Consider the following 17,644-nt stretch of genomic DNA (forward strand, 5'->3'; position numbering starts at 1 on the left):
TATAGATATTAATGTTAACATTAGATATATTAATACTAAACGGAGATGAGATCATGAATCTGGAACAGCTTGAATATGTCGTCGAAATCGCCAAAACCCAATCGTTCTCCGCTGCCTCGGAGCATCTTCATGTCACGCAATCCGCGATTAGCCAATCCGTTCATCGACTGGAGAAAGAACTAGGGATGACCCTGTTCGAACGCTCCAGACAAGGTACCCACCCCACGTCTGAAGGCAAACAATTTATTGCCAAAGCGTTAGACATTTTGCAACGAATCGATGAATTGAAATCGCTGAACGCCGAATCGTCCTCCCTGACCGGAGAGCTTCATGTGGCTACTTTCCCCAGTGTCATGCCTTATCTTGTCCAGTCTGCTGCAGAGATGAAGCGAGAGCATCCGCAGCTAAGCATTGCCATTGAAGAGAAAGGGTCGATGGAGATCATTGAGGATATCCGCAACAATAAAACCCATCTGGGCTTTATCGCGATCTACACCAAGCAGCTGCGGGAATTCGACGGTCTGCATTTCACGCCCATGTATTCCGGCAAGCTCGTCGTATGCACCCATCATCTGTCCGAATTGGCCAAACAGCCGCGCGTTACGCCTGACCAATTGAAAGAACATAAACTCGCCCTGTACCGGGACGGCTTCATCGAGGATTTTCTCCGGGAGTTCACGTATGATTACGGGCCACTGTCCATCCTGTTCAAAACCAATAACTCCGAAGCCATTAGCACCGTGTTAAAAAACAATATCGCGGCTACAATCGGCCACGACTATTCCTTTTACCAGCATCCGCTGTGGAAAGAAGGTTTGGTCAAAATGGTCGAGATTGCCGAGATCGAACAGCCCAAGATGCAAATCGGCTTCGTGCAGACGGAATCCAAAGAGGTCGCCGCTGCCGCAGAACGATTCGCCCGGCGTTTCAGACAGGCCATCGAGCTGGATCATCTGTAATCATGCGAACACAAAGCTCCTTGTTATACCTTCACTTTTCTCACAGCTTCGCTCATCTCGTTCGTCTGCTGCTCCAGCATGTCTGAGGTTTGCGCCACCACAGCAGCAGACTACTCCATCCGACACATCCGAGATATTTTCCATCTGTTTCTTCATAAGGTTCATGCTATGTTTGCCGGACTCAGCGGTCGCAAGTGCAGTCGTTGCCGCATCCGACACCACCATAGACGATTCAGGCTCATTGGGCAAAAAAACTCCAACGCCAAAAGCGTTAGAGTCTGTTCATTTTTTAATGATTGAATTTAGGCCAAGCATGAGCGCATCTCTAAGAATATCGGTGTAATTGTCATATTCCTTTTCTACTTTTATCTTATCAAAAACTTGTTTTATAGTCCCATCGATCACAACAGTAAGTCCCTCTACCTCAATCTCAGTATTTCCTTTACGAAATTTATCGCTAATTATGGTTAGTTTGTCACTCATGTTAGTCCTCCTCCTTTAAATGGAATGATCAAGGTAAATAAGCCTTCTGAGTAATGTCGTTATTTTTAGTTCTTGTTAATAATCCGTTGTACGTCTTCTTTGCTTTCTACCTCAAAGGTTGCATAGGACTGTATAGTTGACATTTGCTTATGACTCAGTTCGATTTATAAGGAATATCTATGTCCGCTCCAACTTCATCGATGGTTTCTTCAATGATTTCCCTAACTTGCTTGTCCAAATCCATATTCAACGCTGATTTCATTAACTCATAACTTTTTGCCAGATTCAGATTTACAACTACATAAGTATAATAATCAACTAGCTCAGCAGATGAAACATCCCACAGTTTTTGCACAATATGATCTACTCTTGATCGTAGATTAAATTCCAATAATTCGTGGGTATAAACCTTTCTATCAGCTAATTCTGATAAGGTTTCTAAAACGTCTATGCTGTCCAATTTCTCTACGTTTTCAACCAAATCCAAGTAAGCTTCAAAGTGTTTGTTTAAATCTTCTTTGGACATTACATCAGGTAAATTTTTAAAATCCGAAAGTTTCATACTTATCCTCCAATATTAACAGGTATATGAGTTATATTTTGCTGATTGTTTCTATATAGATTACCATCTGTGCCTAAGTACTTTTTGCCAATCTTAATTTGTGCAGTCCATCCATTATATGAATTACTTGTTAAAAGCTCTTCTTCCGTCAATATACCTTGTAAATTTTGCTGTGGTGAATGCCATTTTATTTCTATCTTCTTATTCTCGTAAAGAAAATTATACTTAAATCCTTCCTCTATGATTCCAGGGTCGGGCTTGAATTTATTAACACCTTCGGGAGGAACCAATCCTTTCAAATAACTTTCATTAATTCTCCCACCATTTAGCACTCCTTCAGCAAGATTGAAATTACCTGCGTTATCAACAATTGTGCTCATATTCAATTTATGTTCATGAATACTTTTTGAGAGTAGTCTTTCATTTTCCAAATAAATTTTCACATTGGATGATTTCCTCACCATCTTACTATCGACGATATTATCCATTACTCGAAGACGTTGATCTTGAAATCCATTAAACATTTGTCCTTTACCTGGTGGACGATTGAAGGCTTTTATTTTTACGCCGCCTCCTGATGAAGTTAGCAGATTATGCGGCTTAATTAAAGAAGAGGCATATCCGGTTCCAACCAACATCCCTCCCATACCTATCATATTAGCCCAGTGCTCACTAGACCAGGCATTGGTTGGAAAGGTAGCCTCCCGGATTGTGCCATGAATACCGAATGTAAGCCAATTGGCTGTATCATTGGGAGAATTGAAAGCTTTATCTGCTCGGTCTACATATCCCTGAACCAGACCACTCGGAATACCGAACGTCCAGTAATCCAGAAATCCACCTACACTATCATAACGTTTTTGATATCGATCGTCCGCAGATTGCAAAAAGGTACGACCCAACTCTGCCAAACTGTCAGTCGATTTTTGAAATACATTACGAGTATCCACTTCAGGAGCCCTGCACTCATCCGGCGGCGGTGGCGCACACTTCGGGTCATAAGATCGTGTCGCTTGCTGATCTGCCAATCTGAATTTCTCAGCATGTCCTTCTAGTTCTTTTGCAATCGATAGGGTTAATGAAGTGAAGTTATCCATTACCCTCTGTGCAACTACAAAATCAACATAAAATCTTTCCTTCGCGCTACCGTTCCACTGCCTTTCAATTTCAAATAACCGTTGTTTCAAGCTGCTGTTCATCTGAAAAATCTGACCTTGGGCTGCTGCAAACTGTTTTGAAACAGATAACAAATGTTCAGGTGTTACTTTTATCGTCGTCATGTAGTACCTCATTCTGAATTTATACTTCGTTGTTATATGAATGATGAATTGTTAGGATACTCTACGATTCTAATTTACATATGCCAATTATTTTAAAGTGAACACAGATGATTTTGTAGAGGCTGTTGGTTTATATATCTAGTTCGTACTTCGTAGTTCGTATTACCCCTCATTTCCTCAGCCAAAAACACTGTAGCGCGGACACAAAGTTGTTTAGCGATTTTCCTATTTTATGTATCTCTCATACTCTTATTCTATTCACTTTTAATTCTAACGAACATCAGACGCACTATGAGCCACAAATTAGTACCATTGAAAATGTAACGAACCTGAGACACGTTATCTCATCTCCAAAGCAAAGATATTAACCACTAACGCGCAAATAAGACTGATGATGTTCGTTAGAAAATTCAACACGGCAAAACACACTATATAAGGTGTGTCATGTTCGTCAGAGTTCCACAGGGCGATCATATCAAACGATCAGCGTCAGTTTTCACCTACAGTCGCTTCATGCCTGCTGCTCACTCTGCTGCCTCCGACTCTCGCATAACGGCAGCCCTGCACTTCTTCGTTTCCAAATCGGCCAGCCGTACAGGGATCGGCAATCGGCTCTCTTTATTGACCAGCCCCAGCACCATGCCGGTGGCCGTATCGAGATCGATCCAGTTCCCGCAGGACACGAACACGGGCTTGACGTTCTGGTGCGTACGAAGCGTGCGCCCGTATACTCTGTCGTCAACGACGATATCCGTGTAAGCTCCCGCCTTATCCGCGGGCATTACATAGTCCGTGTCGCCGATTTTCAGATAACTCTTTGCAACGCCAATCGTAGGTTTGTTCATATAAAAGGAAGCATGCGTGGCAATGCCCATATTCCGCGGGTGCAGGAATCCGTTGCCGTCGAACATGACGATGTCCGGATCGTGCTCCAACTGCTTGAAGGTGTCCATGATCAGCGGCAGCTCCCTGAACGACAAATACCCCGGAATATAAGGCACCTTGATCTCGTCCCGCAGCGATTGCACCTCCAGCACGGCATGCGTGCGAACATCCACGACACAGATGCAGCATACGGCATGCGTGGTTCCCGCGCTTTCCCAATATGCAAGATCAACGCCAGCGACAAGGCGTATATCTTCTTGATTCAGTCGATTAGTCAACTCGATGTGGCGGACCAATTCAAGCTGAATTCGATTGAACGTTTCCTCCGTCCATTGATCCGGCAATATTTGCTCCATGGCTTTCATCAGTTTTCCCCATTCCCTTCCTTTCATTGTGCATCCACGTTCTCTTAATCCCCTCTATTCTACACTGTCATTACACGCAAAAAAACAAAAAGGCACCCTGACGCCAATGTCAGGATGCCTCTCGTCATGTTCTTACGCACAGCGGTCTCCAACTCAATGCTTATGCTCCTCTTTTCGTTTTCCGAAAACGAACAAGCGACCACAAAATAAGGACGGCGAGCACCGCAAGACAAATGCTGATGCTGAACCGGTTTCCCTCATCGAAAATAAACATAATGGCAATCACGCCAAGGCACAGCACCACCGCTCCCGTAATGTAAGGGAATCCCCACAGCTTGAAGGTCGGCTGCACGGGATATTGCTTGCGCAGCTTCAACTGCGATGCCGCGATGCAGATCCAGACCAGGATGACGACGAAGCCCGGCACCGCCAGCAGCACGCGGAACAACTGGTCCTGGGCGAACAGTCCGAGCAAGGAGCCTGCCAGCAAAATGACCGCGCAAAACAGCAGCGTATTGATCGGGCTGCCGCTGCGATTCGTGCGGGCCAACGCCTTCGGCGCTTCTCCCCCGACGGCCATGGAATGCAGCATACGGGATGCTCCGTAGATACCGGAATTGGCCGCGGACAGCACCGCCGTCACCAGAATGAAGTTCATGATGTGTGCCGCGCCCGGCAACCCGGTGGACGCAAGCACCTGCACGAACGGACTGCTCTCCGGTCCAAGTTCATTCCACGGAATGAGCCCGCAAATAATAAGGATCGGCAAGGTGAAAAACAGCATGATGCGCAGAATCAGGTTTCCCACCACTTTGGGCAGCACGCGCTCCGCATTTTCCGTCTCGGTCAAGGTCATACCGATCAGTTCGGAACCGCCGTAAGAGAACATGACCACGAGCAGCGCCGAGAAAATCGATGACCAGCCGTTCGGCAGGAAGCCGCCGGACTGGGTATAATTTTGCAGATAGGGGGTATTATCGCTCGGAATGATGCCAAAGATCAACCCCGCGCCAAGCACGATAAAGACGATGATCATCGCTACTTTGATCCCTGCCAGCCAAAATTCGAATTCGCCGAAGACACCGACGCTGAGCAAGTTGACCGATATTATGAACGCGGCGCACAACAGGCTGAGCACCCACAGCGGCACCCCCGGGAACCAGTACTGCAGGAAGCTGCCTGCCGCGATGACCTCAATCACGCAGACGGAGAGCCACAGGAAACAATACATCCATCCCATGACGAAAGATACCCTGCTGCCAAAGGCCTGCTGGATGAAGTCTTTCATGTTTTTGTTTTTGTACACGGTGGCCATTTCGGCCATCGCGGCCATGACCACGAGCAACAGCAATCCCGCGAAAATGTAAGTAATGACGACGCCGGGGCCGGCCAGTCCGATCGTTTCGCTGCTGCCTTTGAATATGCCCGTTCCGATGACGCCGCCCATGGCCATCAGGCTGATATGCCTTGCCTTAAGCTTTTTTTGCAATGTTCCTTCTGTCTGAGCCATTGAATTGAAGTCCTCCCGAGTAAAACGTCTGTCTGCATAGCTTCTTGGCGTTCAAGCGCTAAACAACATAATGTCCAGTATACCCGATTATTCATGACTCAGCACGTAAGTTTTTTATATCCAAAACCACCCACATTGAGACGTCAAGGAGGATCGATTGGAAAGATGAAAAAAAGCCCTGCATTATTGCAAAGCTCCCATTTATTCGCATTTAATGCCTATTCGTTTTTGTTTTGACACATTCCGGATCGGTCTATTCCATCTCCGTCTATAATTCTTTCGTCATAAAGGCACTGTTCGGGTCCGGCGCATAATCGGCGAAAGGTCCGCAGTAACTGAAACCGAAATCCTCATACAGCTTCCGTGCGGGAATGAAAGAATCCATCGATCCCGTCTCCAGGCTGAGGCGCTTGTACCCCCGCTCTTTCGCCACCTCGATAATGTGGGCAAGGATGTTCCTTGCCACGCCTTTGCGCAAATGCGCCGCTGCCGTACGCATCGATTTCAGTTCGCCGTGCTGCGAATCCAGCTCCTTCATCGCACCGCAGCCCATCAGTTCTTCGCCTTCCCATGCGCACCAGAACGTTACCTCCGGCCTTTTCAATCCTTCCAGATCCAGCGCATGCACGCTTTCCGGCGGCGAATCGGCAAACATGCCTGCCAAATGCTCCGCGATCAATGCTTTAACTTGATTTCCGCTTAAATCGTCTACCCGAATCTCCAATCCGACCACTCCTGCCAACGTATGATACCACCCGAATATCCTGCAATCATTGCCGGAAACGCGGATGTTCAAATTTCAACTTTCTCCTATTTTACTACCATGTCAGGTTTTATCACAAGATTCATCTGTGACGTCAATCGGTTCCTATTGCCAGTTACGCCCTGATCGAATACGATGAAGCTAACTCACAGCAAAGGGGCGAGGTTATTGCGTACGTTCAACATATCGGCCAGTCGTTCAGAGGTGAAATCATACTACTAACCCCATTTCAAAGGAGAAGCCCATGACCTTGACAACATCGCATCTGTTTTATGGCAAACGCCTGAAATTGACAGCTCCCCGCGCGGAAGACGTGCAGGTTATGCTGCAATGGAATGAAGATCCCGAATACCTGCGGAATGTGGACACCGACCTCGCTGTCCCTTTCTCGGAAAAACAACTTGAGGATGAAGGCGAAACCAAACACCGGGAAGTGTATTTCCGGTTGCGCACGCGGGAAGACGATCGACTGATCGGTTTTGTCGTCATCCATGGCATCGAGTGGAACAATCGTACGGGTCAGCTCGCAATCGGCATCGGGCTTGCGGAACATCGCGGCAAAGGGTACGGCACGGAAGCGCTGCAACTGATGCTGCGCTACGCTTTCTACGAAATGAATCTGGACCGGGTCGGCCTGGACGTTATCGCGTACAACGAACGAGCCATCCGCGCATACGAAAAAGTCGGCTTTCAGTTGGAGGGACGCATTCGTTCTGCCGTATACCGCGATGGCAAGCGATATGACCGGCTGATGATGGGTATGCTGCGCGAAGAGTGGGAAGCCGGTCAATCCACCCCTATGGAGGGAAAAGCATGACAAGGAATGCGGAAGTCAGCGAATGGATCGGGCACATTCCAAGCTCACCCGCTGCGCTTTAGCCCTTCCTTGCGGCAGCAAAAAAGCCTGTTTGCACCCATGTTACGCGGGCTGCAAGCAGGCCTTTTTCATTCCGCTTATACCATGAAATGTCTTCGTTCAATGCCAGTTACGGTACCGCCAACCCGAACTTGGTTGATTTCCCCGTCCTCGTTCAGGCGCAAGCCTGCCTTGATTTCGGAAGGACAATCCATGGAATATCCTTGCCTGAAGGTGACATCCTCCACTTTCCGCAAAGATCGTTGACCATATTTATACAAATAGCAGAGCAGTGCACCGTTGGAGGTTCCTGTCGCGCTCTCCTCGGGAATATCGTAAAGCGGCGCAAAATTTCGGCATTCCGCGACTGCATCGTCTGGAGTATCCAACGCGAACAGATGATAGCCGACCACATCGTATTTTTGGCTAATGGCGGTTATGGCGTCCAAATCCGGCTGCATCTTATTCAAGAGTGTCCTGCTGCGAATCGGAACCAAAATGTCCCGCAGCCCCGTCGAAACAATCTGGATGGGCAGCCCTGCTTCCAGATCGTCGGCATCCCCCCCCAAAGATGGGGCGATTTCCTCAGCGGATATCTTTTCAAAAAATTGCGGCAAAGCCTGTGACAAATAGACGAGGCCATCGACGCCGATATCGACATCCAAAACTCCGGCTTTCGTTTCTATGGTGCAGGAGGTTTCCGCCTCTGCCAAACCCAGCGAGTGCAGCAGTCCAAATGCGGCAATCGTGGCATGTCCGCACAGATCGACCTCGTTCGTGGGCGTGAAGTAACGGATTTTGTAATCCGCAACCGAAGACTTTTCCATAAAAGCCGTCTCCGAGAAACCCACTTCCTTTGCAATGAGCTGCATTTCGGCAGCATCCAGCGCAGCAGCATCCAACACCACGCCAGCCGGGTTCCCGCCACGCTCCTCTTTTGCAAACGCATTTAATGTATATACTTCCACCTTCATGTCAAGCTCGTCCTCTCCCATCATTGAAAGGCTGATGTTCCCAAATTCGCGCAAATTAACTCTGCTGATACGATACAGCCGTCATTCCGCATGGCTCGCAGGCAAATATGTAGTACATGCCTTCACCGTACTCCTCGACCATTCCCCAATCAAGCTGGCCGACTGCCTTCATCCGAGCTGAGCAGCAGGGACAATTCGGGTATTCCGCGTCCTGTACCCAGCCGGGATGGCCGCCGATCTGGGACAAGGAAGGTTCCATCGCCCACTCGCTGCCATGAAACGGATGCCGGGGCTCCCGCGCGATTCGGAATTGGTCCGTTACCGCAGTGTACGAACCATCATAATCATCCGTGTCCATCTCTCCCGCTCTGTACGGCATCACATTATGTTCGCTCCAGACCGGCTCACCTTGCTCGTCGATCTCCATATACACTGTTCCATAACAACTGCAAACGACACAGGTCCGAGCAGCAAACCGATCCGCCTTCCAGGAAAGACCGGCCAATGCCGGGTGCCCCACATCCAGGTCGATCAACGTGGTTAACGGCCCGTTACACCACGGACAGCATGCCGAGTTAACCGCCAACATCCGCACAGGGTCGCCGTGTTCGAAAGCAGCCGCGTTCTCCTGCTCCCGTACACGAAACAAAGCATAACTCGGCTGGATAAACAAATCTCTGCGCGTTCCTTCGGCCATCAGCTCCCAGCCCCCTTCCATCGCATAATGCTCCGGAGGCACATGCAGCCGATCTCTCCACGCCGGCGGCGACTGCCTCCATTCCCGGAACTGCCGCACAACCCGCTCATCCCCGATATAAGCCAGCATCAGCAGCAAATGATTGCGGTGCTCGTCGTCCGTCTCGACCTCTCGCAACAGCCGATCCCGCAGCGAAGGTGACGCGCTTCGGAACAATATGGCCGGATAATATACTTCATATTCCAGCAATTCCGGCAAATATGCCGTAAGGGGCAGATCGTGATATCCCGATAGCAGCGTCAGGATTTCCGTCCCCGTATCCTCATCGCCGTCCCGGATCATTTCCATTGCAAGGTCAGCCATGCGAAGCTGCTCTTGTTCCGACAATGACAGATATACCTGCTCTTTCGAACGTTCATAAGGGAGGTAATGAATCAACGGATCGCGAGGCTGATCGGTATGCATGATGCTCAGAATCTCCACCGGATCCGAAATACCTTCGTACAGGTTCACGTCCCGGCGATTTGCTTCGATGTACCTGCGACGTTCCTCCCGCTCAATCTCCTGCTTGCACGGCATGCAAATGCCGCCGGTTTTGGCCGCCGTGGCCGGTAAAACGGTATTGCCGCATCCTTCCCTTGCGCACGGAATTCGTTCCGCCATGGGATCACCCTCCTTGAGGTAAAATCTTCTAGGGACGAGTATACCATACGCCTCGGAGGGAAGGATGAAGTATTCTTGCTAGCCATGGATGCATAAAAAAACACGCCACGAAGTGGCGTGCCTGAGTTGCCATGCTGTTTATTGCCCGATACCTATACCCTTTATGCCTCAATGGTGACCCAATTGCTCCCGGGTGAATTCAAAGAAGGCAAGCGCCTCATCGACGCTTGGGAATCCCGCCTGAGCTATGCTGTCACTGCCGCCGCCCTTGCCCTGATACGCCCCCAAGTTGCCTTTGAAAAAGGCTCCGCACGCCCAATGCGGCTGACCCTTCTGCGCGAGCACAACCTTGGCCTCGGAACGCGAAACAAACAGCACGATGCCTTCATGCTCGGCGGTCAGCTTGGTCGCCAGGCTTTGCATGTCTTTGACGGATTTGTCCTCAAACACTTGCGCGATGACCAGCCCTTGACGCTGTGCGATCAGTTCCTGGGCAAAATATGTATCATTCGCAGCTTTGACCGCGGATATTTCGGCCTGAAGCTGCTTCTGCTCCGCTTCCAGCTTGTCCAAACGTTCCAGCAGCTCGTCCCTGCCCGTCTTCAGCTTCGCGGAGATCGCTTGGGTTACGCGCTGCACGGCGCCGAATTCTTCGAGCGCCCGGAAGCCGCATTTGAAATAGATGCGGGTACTGCCCTTCACGCGCTCTGTTTTCAAAATTTTGATGATGCCGATCTCGCCCGTGGATGCGACATGCGTTCCGCCGCAGGCGTTGTATTCCACGCCCTCCATTTCCACGATGCGAATGTTCTCCGTCACCGACGGTTGTTTGACGAGCGGCAATCTCGTCGCTTCCTCTGCCGTAACCCACGAAGCGGCGATGCGGGCATTGCGGTAAATTTGCGTATTGGCCTCGAGCTCGATGGCGGCAATCTGCTCGGTTTCCAGTTCAGCCGAAGCGACGTCGATCGTGGCATAGTCCGTACCGAGATGGAAGCTGAGCGTCATTGCGTCCGCCAGCTTCAACGTAACGGCAGACAGCAGATGCTGACCGGTATGATGCTGCATATGATCGAACCGGCGCTCCCAATCGATCCGGCAATCCACTTTCTCTTGCTCGGGTGCACGCTCCACCTTGTGCCAAACCTCATCCCCTTCGGAAATGACGTCCAGGACGTCAACTCCGCCGATTTGTCCCAGATCGCAAGGCTGACCGCCACCATGCGGATAGAATGCCGTTTCAGCCAGCGTCACGTAGAGTCCGTCCTCTTTATCCATTTTGCCGGTAATTCGCGTATGCCACTCCCGTGTGTATGCAGAGTCATAATATAGTTTGTGCGTCATCGTCTCTTCTGTCCCTTCTCGTTCAACGTGGGCTATATGTGTATGTTGCGTAATATCCTTCGCTTAATTACATTAAACTAAGATTACACTATTGCATCCCCTCATGCCAATTTCAGGAGAAAAGACGGCAAAAAACCGCTCTGCATGCCCATATGCAGAACGGTCTTACCCGGTTTCGTTAACAACGTGCCGATGTTGTATTCGTTATTTCAGCGCCTCGGACAGTTCCGTGAAAATGACGCCGAGCGCATACGCCCCCGCATCAGGATAGCCCAAGCTGCGGTCGCCTACGGTACCGGCACGGCCCATGCGCGCAACGATGTCTTCCGTTTTCTTCGCGCCGGCCACGGCTGCTGCCGCGCCTTTGGCAAACGCGGTCTTGAAGTCATCGCCGGACCGAGCGCTCTGCGTCCAGGCATCGGCGCAAGGCACCAGCGCGTCGATCAGCGTTTTGTCGCCGACGACGGCCCCCCGGCCGAAGGAACGTTCACCGGTGGATTGAATGCCTTTGACCGCAGCCTGCATCATTTCGGCGAACTCGGAAACGCTCAGCTCTTGCTTGTCGCCCACGGCCTTGCCTGCCGCCCGGAATGCCGATCCCCAGATCGGTCCGGAAGCGCCGCCGCAGTGTTCCATGATGACAAGCGAGCATGCGTCCAGGAAGGAGCCGATATCCTTCTTTTCCTCCCCCACGATATGGCTCCATTCCCGCTTGAGCTGCCGGAAGCCTTTCGCCACGCTCATGCCAAAGTCGCCGTCCCCGGCATGGGAGTCGAGCTCGCAGAACGGTACTTCGTTTCGAATGATGATTTCGCTCATCTTGTCGATCAAATAGACGACGTTGTCCAACGTAAAACGTTCGTTTCGAATCACGGCCGCTTCATCGGAGGTCTGGACCCCAAAGGAAACCTTAGTCTCTGCACCAGAGCCCCCAGCAGATTCCAACACGTCCGTATAGTCCGTATAGACAACCGGCGCTGCGGGAGGACCGGACACCTTGAATGCAGGCGCTTCGCTCTCCTCAAACAGCAGCGACTTCAGCTCCTCGTCCAGCTTCAGAATCGTAAGGGAAGCGCCGGCCATGTCGATGCTGGTCATGTAGTTGCCCACAAACGCTGCTGCAACCTTCAGCGCCGGGTGTCCTGCCAATTCCCGCTGCACCGCATTGTTCAGCAGGTACAGCTCCTGCAGCGGCGTCGCCCCGAAACCGTTGACGAGCACCGCAATTTCTGCCGGTTCCCCGGCATCCAGCTTCAAGTCTGCCAGCAGTGCGCCGACCATTCGGCCTGCCAATTCATCCGCCGTCGCGATTTTCTCGCGCCGAATGCCAGGCTCGCCGTGAATGCCTACGCCGTATTCCATCTCGTCCTCGGCAATCTCGAACGTCGGCGTGCCTTTGGCAGGCACCGTGCAGGACGTAAACGCAAACCCGATGCTGCGCACGTTTGCCGCCGCGCGCTCGGCCGCCGCTTTCACTTCGGCCAGACTGCGTCCCAATTCTGCCGCCGCCCCGGCAATTTTATGAACGAGCACCGTGCCGGCCACGCCGCGTCGTCCTACCGTGTACAAGCTATCCTGTACGGCAATGTCGTCCTCGACCTTCACGTACTGCACTTCGATGCCGTCTTCTTCGGCAAGGTGGGCCGCGTTTTTGAAATTCATCATGTCGCCGCTGTAGTTTTTGATGATCAGAAGCGTACCCTTGCTGCCTGCCGTCGCTTTGATCGCCTGGTACACCTGAATCTGGGACGGGGAGGCAAACACGTCGCCGCAAACGGCCGCATCCAACATGCCCTTGCCCACGTAACCGGCGTGTGCCGGTTCATGACCGCTGCCGCCGCCGCTGATCAGGCTGACCTTGTCCGCCTGAATTTCTCTGCGTTTGATCACTTTGTACTTTGGCAAAAATTCAAGCTCCGGATGCGCCAGCGCGATCCCGCTGCACATTTCCAGCACGACGTTTTCGGCTTGATTGATAATTTTTTTCATTTATTTCGCCTCCCGGCGCGCTTTGTATTCACGACCGATCCGGTCCGCCGTTGCAATCGCCCCGGCCACCTCGGCCACCGTGAACGGGAACGGCATGGCATGGATGGACTCTTCCGGAATGCATGCCTTTTCGGCGACTTCCAGCAGTTCTTCCTGCGTAATCGTCTCTACGCCGATGTCGGCCAGGCTTACGGGCAGGCCCACATCCAGGCAAAAGTCGAGTACTTCGTTCAGTTCCTCGGTCGGCGCGTTTTCCAATACGAGCTGCGCGATCGTGCCGAAGGCCACTTTTTCGCCGTGGAAATAATGATGCGTGCCCTCCAGAATGGTTAATCCGTCGTGGATCGCATGGGCCGCAGCCAAGCCGCCGCTCTCGAATCCGAGCCCGGACAGCAAAATGTTCGTTTCCACGATGTTCTCCAGCGCCTGAGTAACCATGTTGCTGTCAGAGGCGGCCTTCGCTTTTACCCCGTCGCGAAGAAGCATTTCGTAGCACAGCTTCGCCAGTGCCAGCGCTGCGTTGGTGCCGAATGCAGGCGGCGTCAGTCCTTCGCGTGCGCCCATCGGCAAGCTGGCATTGACGCGTGAATAGGATTTCGCCGTAGCTCTCGCTTCAAAGTACGTGGACAGCGCGTCGCCCATGCCGGAAACGAGGAATCGCGTCGGCGCATTGGCGATGACGGTTGTGTCCACCAACACCACGCTTGGGCTTTGTTTGAAATACGCGTAATCGTCGAACGCGCCATCCGGCGTGTACAATACGGCAGAATGGCTCGTTGGCGCATCCGTGGCCGCAATCGTCGGACAGATGATCAAGGCTTCGCCTTCAGCCACGCATTTGGCCGCATCGATCGCTTTGCCTCCGCCGAGGCCGATCGTGCAGGTACATTTTTGCTCACGAGCGATGTCCTGCAACCGAGCCACCTCTTGACGGGAACACTCCCCTTTAAAACCGCTTTCAACAAAAGTAATATCGAACTTGGCTGCCGTGGCATCCAATTTTTCCTTTACGCGCGCGACATCGTCGGGATGACCGATTAACAAGGCGGAGTCGCCAAAGGATTTCACGAAATACCCCAAGTTCAACAGCTCATCTTCACCTTGCACGTATTTGGTCGGGCTGATAAATGCTTTTCTCATCACGAAAAACCTCCTATGGATAACTCGAATGGCTGATATTTCATCGCATGAACGTTATACCATTTTAAATTTGAATGAACGGCTTGTACTATCAATATATAACAGGGGCATCGCACTGACAGTGGAATTTGATAACAAATAATTATAATTTTCAATCGTAATTTTTTGCTTTTTGCCGGAAAGATGGTATGTTATTGTCATGCGAAGGTGTATCTTTGCCTCGAGCGTGTTCATTACAAAAGGCGCCTAATATACATTACCCTTTCAGTTGTTTTTTAATATGAATTCAGCCCAAGGCTCGGTTAATCTGTGAACGATGGAGGCATGCCGCCATGATTAAGGAATACCTGCACATTAACAAAATACTCGACCTCGATAAGTGGAAGCGATTGCAGGACTCGCTCGCCACCGTCACCAAGCTGGCTATCCTGACCGTGGACTACAAAGGCAATCCCGTTACAGGCCACAGCAGCTGCCAATCGTTCTGCCAGAGCGTACGCCAAGATCCCGAACTGCTGCCCTACTGCCAAAAATGCGACTCGCGCGGCGGCCTGGAAGCAGTTCGGTTGAACGAGCCTTACGTCTATTCATGCCATTTCAATATCATCGACATTGCGATTCCGATTACGATTGATGGCAAATACATCGGCGCGGTCATGGCTGGACAGGTGAAGCTGTCCAATCCCGAGAGCGCACGTGACCTGGAACAAATCGTCTCCCCCCAGAACCCTGGGCTGCATGAACGCAAACTCGCAGAATTAAGCGAACAATACGATCAGCTGCCGGTCATGACCTACGAAGAGGTCGTCAAAATTTCCAACATGCTGTCTCTGTTGTGCAATTACATCGTGGAGGAAGCCTTGAACAAAAACCTGCTGGTTGAAATGTTCGAAAAAGCCTCCGCTTCCGGAACACAGGAGTCCCTGAGCCTATCCACCATTTTGCCCGGCTACTCCATTCGGAACATCGAATCGATCAAACGGGAAATGACCAATGCCATCGCTGATGCTTACCTCAGCAGCAGTCCCAAAGAAGCAGACATTGCGAGCCCGGCGCTCCAACCGGCGCTGGACTTCATGCACAGCCACAAAAACGAACAACTGACGCTCAAAAAAGCAGCCGAGCTCTGTCATCTGAGCCCAAGCTATTTCAGCCGACTGTTCGCCAAGGAAACTGGCGAAAATTTCAGCAGCTACGCGGCGCGCCTCAAAATCAATTGGGCCAAACAGCTGCTTGAGGTCACCGACATGCCAATCGCCCAAATCAGCGACGAATTGGGATTCAACGAATCCGGGTATTTTATCAAAACATTCAAAAAATACGAAGAAATCACGCCTGCACTATATCGAAAATACATTCAGGAGCAGCGGAACTAGCTGCCCGATCCGTGGATTTTCAAAAATGGTGGTTTCCCTGCAAAAAAAAAAACGGCTGCACAGCACGCAACCGTTACTGCACAGCCGCTCTTCGGCTTATCCAATCATATCATTCAGGATTGCATTATTGGGCCGTCCCCAGGACCTTCCACTCCAAAATACCGGTAGAAGCCGGAGCGTTCGCCGAGATTTGAAGCCTGATCTTCGTCGTGCTCACTGGATCAAACGTCGTTGTGTTGTATGCATCCGCATTCGTGCCCAATCCTTGGGCATTTTGCACGTCGCGCCATGCGTTCCCGTCCCAATATTGGATACTGTACGAACGAGGCACATCGATGCCGCCATGATCCTTGAACCAATACACATCACTTCGGCTGAGGGTATACGTACGGTCCAGATCGTATTGCACCCATTGCGTACCCGTTTCCGGCCAGTTGCCGTATACCGGATGTGCCCGGTCATTCGAATGCGAGGGATCATATCCATCATTTAGGGCTGCAACCGTTTCCCAGGGTGAAACATAAGACGCAGACACCTTGGCATTGCTCGCCACGTTGACAGGCTCATTTCCCGCCGGCACCAGCGGGAACCGCGACGTATCCTTTTTAAGTTGACTCCATGTATACCTCAACAGCCAGACATCCCAATTCGTAATCGTGGGAGAGTTGCCTGCCCACATGATGGTCGGCACCGGGAAACCTCCTGGCGGGCGGTCCTGCGGCTCATAGAAATCAGGCATGCCGAAACCGTGCCCGATCTCGTGTTCAGTAATCTGGATCTCGTTCTGGTTGACCGTGCTTAGAATATAATCGTCAGACATGCGCTGCCCCCAGTCACCGCCGGCACCACCGCCGAAATTGGACGTTGCCCACAAATACATGTCAAAACGCTTGTCCAGCCCGCCGGGATATGCATAATTCGGATTCGAGAAATGCTCGAAGCGTGACAATTCATTCGGTGCATGCGGCAATGCCGCCGGAATTCGCGGATCGGACTTGCTTAGTTCGTCTACCGTGGTTGTAGTGTACACGATCTCGCCGGATTGTTTGTCCAAAATCTGCGCTGGATTCGCGACCGCCCAACCGACGACTTTCACAGCAATCTCTCCATAGGGCCAGCCATCGTATCCCTGCAAGTGTTTGGTCCAATTGTTGATCTGGCGGCCAAGCATCCGTTCGATGTCTTTTCGCTGCTGCAAGGTGAGGTTTTTGGCCGATTGCCAGCGAACGACGTAGTTGAGCGTTCCTTTCCCGGCGAAAATCTGGTCATAGATCAAGTTTTTTCGACCGACGGAGTTTTCCTTGAGCATGCGATTCGTATACACCCATTCAATGGACGATTTCAATTCGGCTGGCATGTCCGTTAAAACCGCGTTGACGGCAATCCCCGGGTCAGATGCAGCCATTGCCTGCGGAGCTTGCCCCCAGGCCCCGCCTCCAAGCATCGTTGCGGATAAGGCCAGAGACATTACGGTTAATGCAAATTTACGTCTCGTAAACATCATTTTCATCCTCTCCCTATCAAATTTGTAACGGATCAATTCACTCCTTAATCCCGCTTTCTTTATGGTAATTATTACCTTTATAATATGTATTTTACATTACTAATCTTTGGCTTCCATGATTCCTATGACCTGTTTTCATAGAATGCAACATGGTTTTTTTGTGCTCAATTGTGCATCTTCGGCGGGAATGACGATTTCTAGAGTAAAAGGCTGGGCAAAACCCAGCCCCTCCTCATCAAACCGTACGTGAGGTTTTCCCTCATACGGCTTTCCGATGTTCTTCGTTCATGGGCA

General features: G+C 51.0%; 15 protein-coding genes. 3 read left to right on the forward strand and 12 right to left on the reverse strand.

Annotated elements, in window-relative coordinates; genetic code table 11:
* The first annotated feature begins 53 nt into the window (after nt 1–53).
* Complete coding sequence (locus tag L6H98_RS28215; protein ID WP_236421034.1) at nt 54–959, forward strand: LysR family transcriptional regulator; 906 nt, start codon at nt 54–56, stop codon at nt 957–959.
* A 282-nt stretch (nt 960–1,241) separates the two neighbouring features.
* On the opposite strand, the gene L6H98_RS28220 is transcribed toward L6H98_RS28215, so the two are convergent.
* The 6 genes from L6H98_RS28220 to L6H98_RS28245 form a co-directional block, all read right to left on the reverse strand.
* The gene (locus tag L6H98_RS28220; RefSeq protein ID WP_236421035.1) at nt 1,242–1,442 is read right to left on the reverse strand and encodes a hypothetical protein; all 201 of its coding nucleotides are present in this window, start codon (nt 1,440–1,442) and stop codon (nt 1,242–1,244) included.
* A 154-nt stretch (nt 1,443–1,596) separates the two neighbouring features.
* On the reverse strand, nt 1,597–2,004 hold the full coding sequence (locus tag L6H98_RS28225) for a hypothetical protein (protein WP_236421036.1): 408 nt from the start codon (nt 2,002–2,004) through the stop codon (nt 1,597–1,599).
* Between the two features lie 2 nt (nt 2,005–2,006).
* Nucleotides 2,007–3,284 (reverse strand): WXG100 family type VII secretion target, encoded by a 1,278-nt coding sequence (locus L6H98_RS28230; RefSeq protein WP_236421037.1) that lies wholly within the window; start codon nt 3,282–3,284, stop codon nt 2,007–2,009.
* Between the two features lie 524 nt (nt 3,285–3,808).
* On the reverse strand, nt 3,809–4,534 hold the full coding sequence (locus L6H98_RS28235) for an endonuclease V (protein WP_236421038.1): 726 nt from the start codon (nt 4,532–4,534) through the stop codon (nt 3,809–3,811).
* 160 nt (nt 4,535–4,694) lie between these two features.
* Complete coding sequence (locus L6H98_RS28240) at nt 4,695–6,044, reverse strand: amino acid permease (RefSeq protein WP_236421039.1); 1,350 nt, start codon at nt 6,042–6,044, stop codon at nt 4,695–4,697.
* 268 nt (nt 6,045–6,312) lie between these two features.
* Nucleotides 6,313–6,768 carry a GNAT family N-acetyltransferase gene (locus L6H98_RS28245; RefSeq protein ID WP_236421049.1) on the reverse strand — a complete coding sequence of 152 codons (456 nt, stop codon included), beginning with the start codon at nt 6,766–6,768 and terminating at the stop codon, nt 6,313–6,315.
* A gap of 283 nt (nt 6,769–7,051) precedes the next feature.
* Here L6H98_RS28245 and L6H98_RS28250 point away from each other — a divergent pair, with 283 nt between their 5' ends.
* On the forward strand, nt 7,052–7,624 hold the full coding sequence (locus L6H98_RS28250) for a GNAT family protein (RefSeq protein WP_236421040.1): 573 nt from the start codon (nt 7,052–7,054) through the stop codon (nt 7,622–7,624).
* A gap of 137 nt (nt 7,625–7,761) precedes the next feature.
* On the opposite strand, the gene L6H98_RS28255 is transcribed toward L6H98_RS28250, so the two are convergent.
* The 5 genes from L6H98_RS28255 to L6H98_RS28275 all read right to left on the reverse strand — a co-directional run bounded on the left by L6H98_RS28255 (nt 7,762) and on the right by L6H98_RS28275 (nt 14,470).
* Nucleotides 7,762–8,637, reverse strand: coding sequence for a PhzF family phenazine biosynthesis protein (locus tag L6H98_RS28255; protein WP_236421041.1), 876 nt, complete (start codon nt 8,635–8,637; stop codon nt 7,762–7,764).
* Between the two features lie 55 nt (nt 8,638–8,692).
* A complete protein-coding gene (locus L6H98_RS28260; RefSeq protein ID WP_236421042.1) occupies nt 8,693–9,997 on the reverse strand; it encodes a DUF1963 domain-containing protein in 1,305 nt (434 codons plus the stop codon).
* A 168-nt stretch (nt 9,998–10,165) separates the two neighbouring features.
* Entirely contained in the window at nt 10,166–11,341 is a 1,176-nt protein-coding gene (locus tag L6H98_RS28265) for an alanyl-tRNA editing protein (RefSeq protein WP_236421043.1), read from the reverse strand.
* Between the two features lie 204 nt (nt 11,342–11,545).
* Nucleotides 11,546–13,330, reverse strand: coding sequence for a dihydroxyacetone kinase subunit DhaK (dhaK, locus tag L6H98_RS28270; RefSeq protein WP_236421044.1), 1,785 nt, complete (start codon nt 13,328–13,330; stop codon nt 11,546–11,548).
* Nucleotides 13,331–14,470: a glycerol dehydrogenase gene (locus L6H98_RS28275; protein ID WP_236421045.1), complete on the reverse strand. Its 1,140-nt coding sequence runs from the start codon at nt 14,468–14,470 to the stop codon at nt 13,331–13,333.
* A 332-nt stretch (nt 14,471–14,802) separates the two neighbouring features.
* Between L6H98_RS28275 and L6H98_RS28280 the strand changes: the two genes are divergently transcribed.
* Nucleotides 14,803–15,846 (forward strand): PocR ligand-binding domain-containing protein, encoded by a 1,044-nt coding sequence (locus tag L6H98_RS28280; protein ID WP_236421046.1) that lies wholly within the window; start codon nt 14,803–14,805, stop codon nt 15,844–15,846.
* Nucleotides 15,847–15,970: 124 nt separating this feature from the next.
* Here L6H98_RS28280 and L6H98_RS28285 read toward each other — a convergent pair whose 3' ends face one another.
* Entirely contained in the window at nt 15,971–17,350 is a 1,380-nt protein-coding gene (locus tag L6H98_RS28285; RefSeq protein WP_356724684.1) for a discoidin domain-containing protein, read from the reverse strand.
* Nucleotides 17,351–17,644 lie beyond the last annotated feature (294 nt).

The sequence above is a fragment of the Paenibacillus sp. JJ-223 genome (genome assembly GCF_927798175.1).
GTDB classification, from domain to species: Bacteria; Bacillota; Bacilli; order Paenibacillales; family Paenibacillaceae; genus Paenibacillus; species Paenibacillus hubeiensis.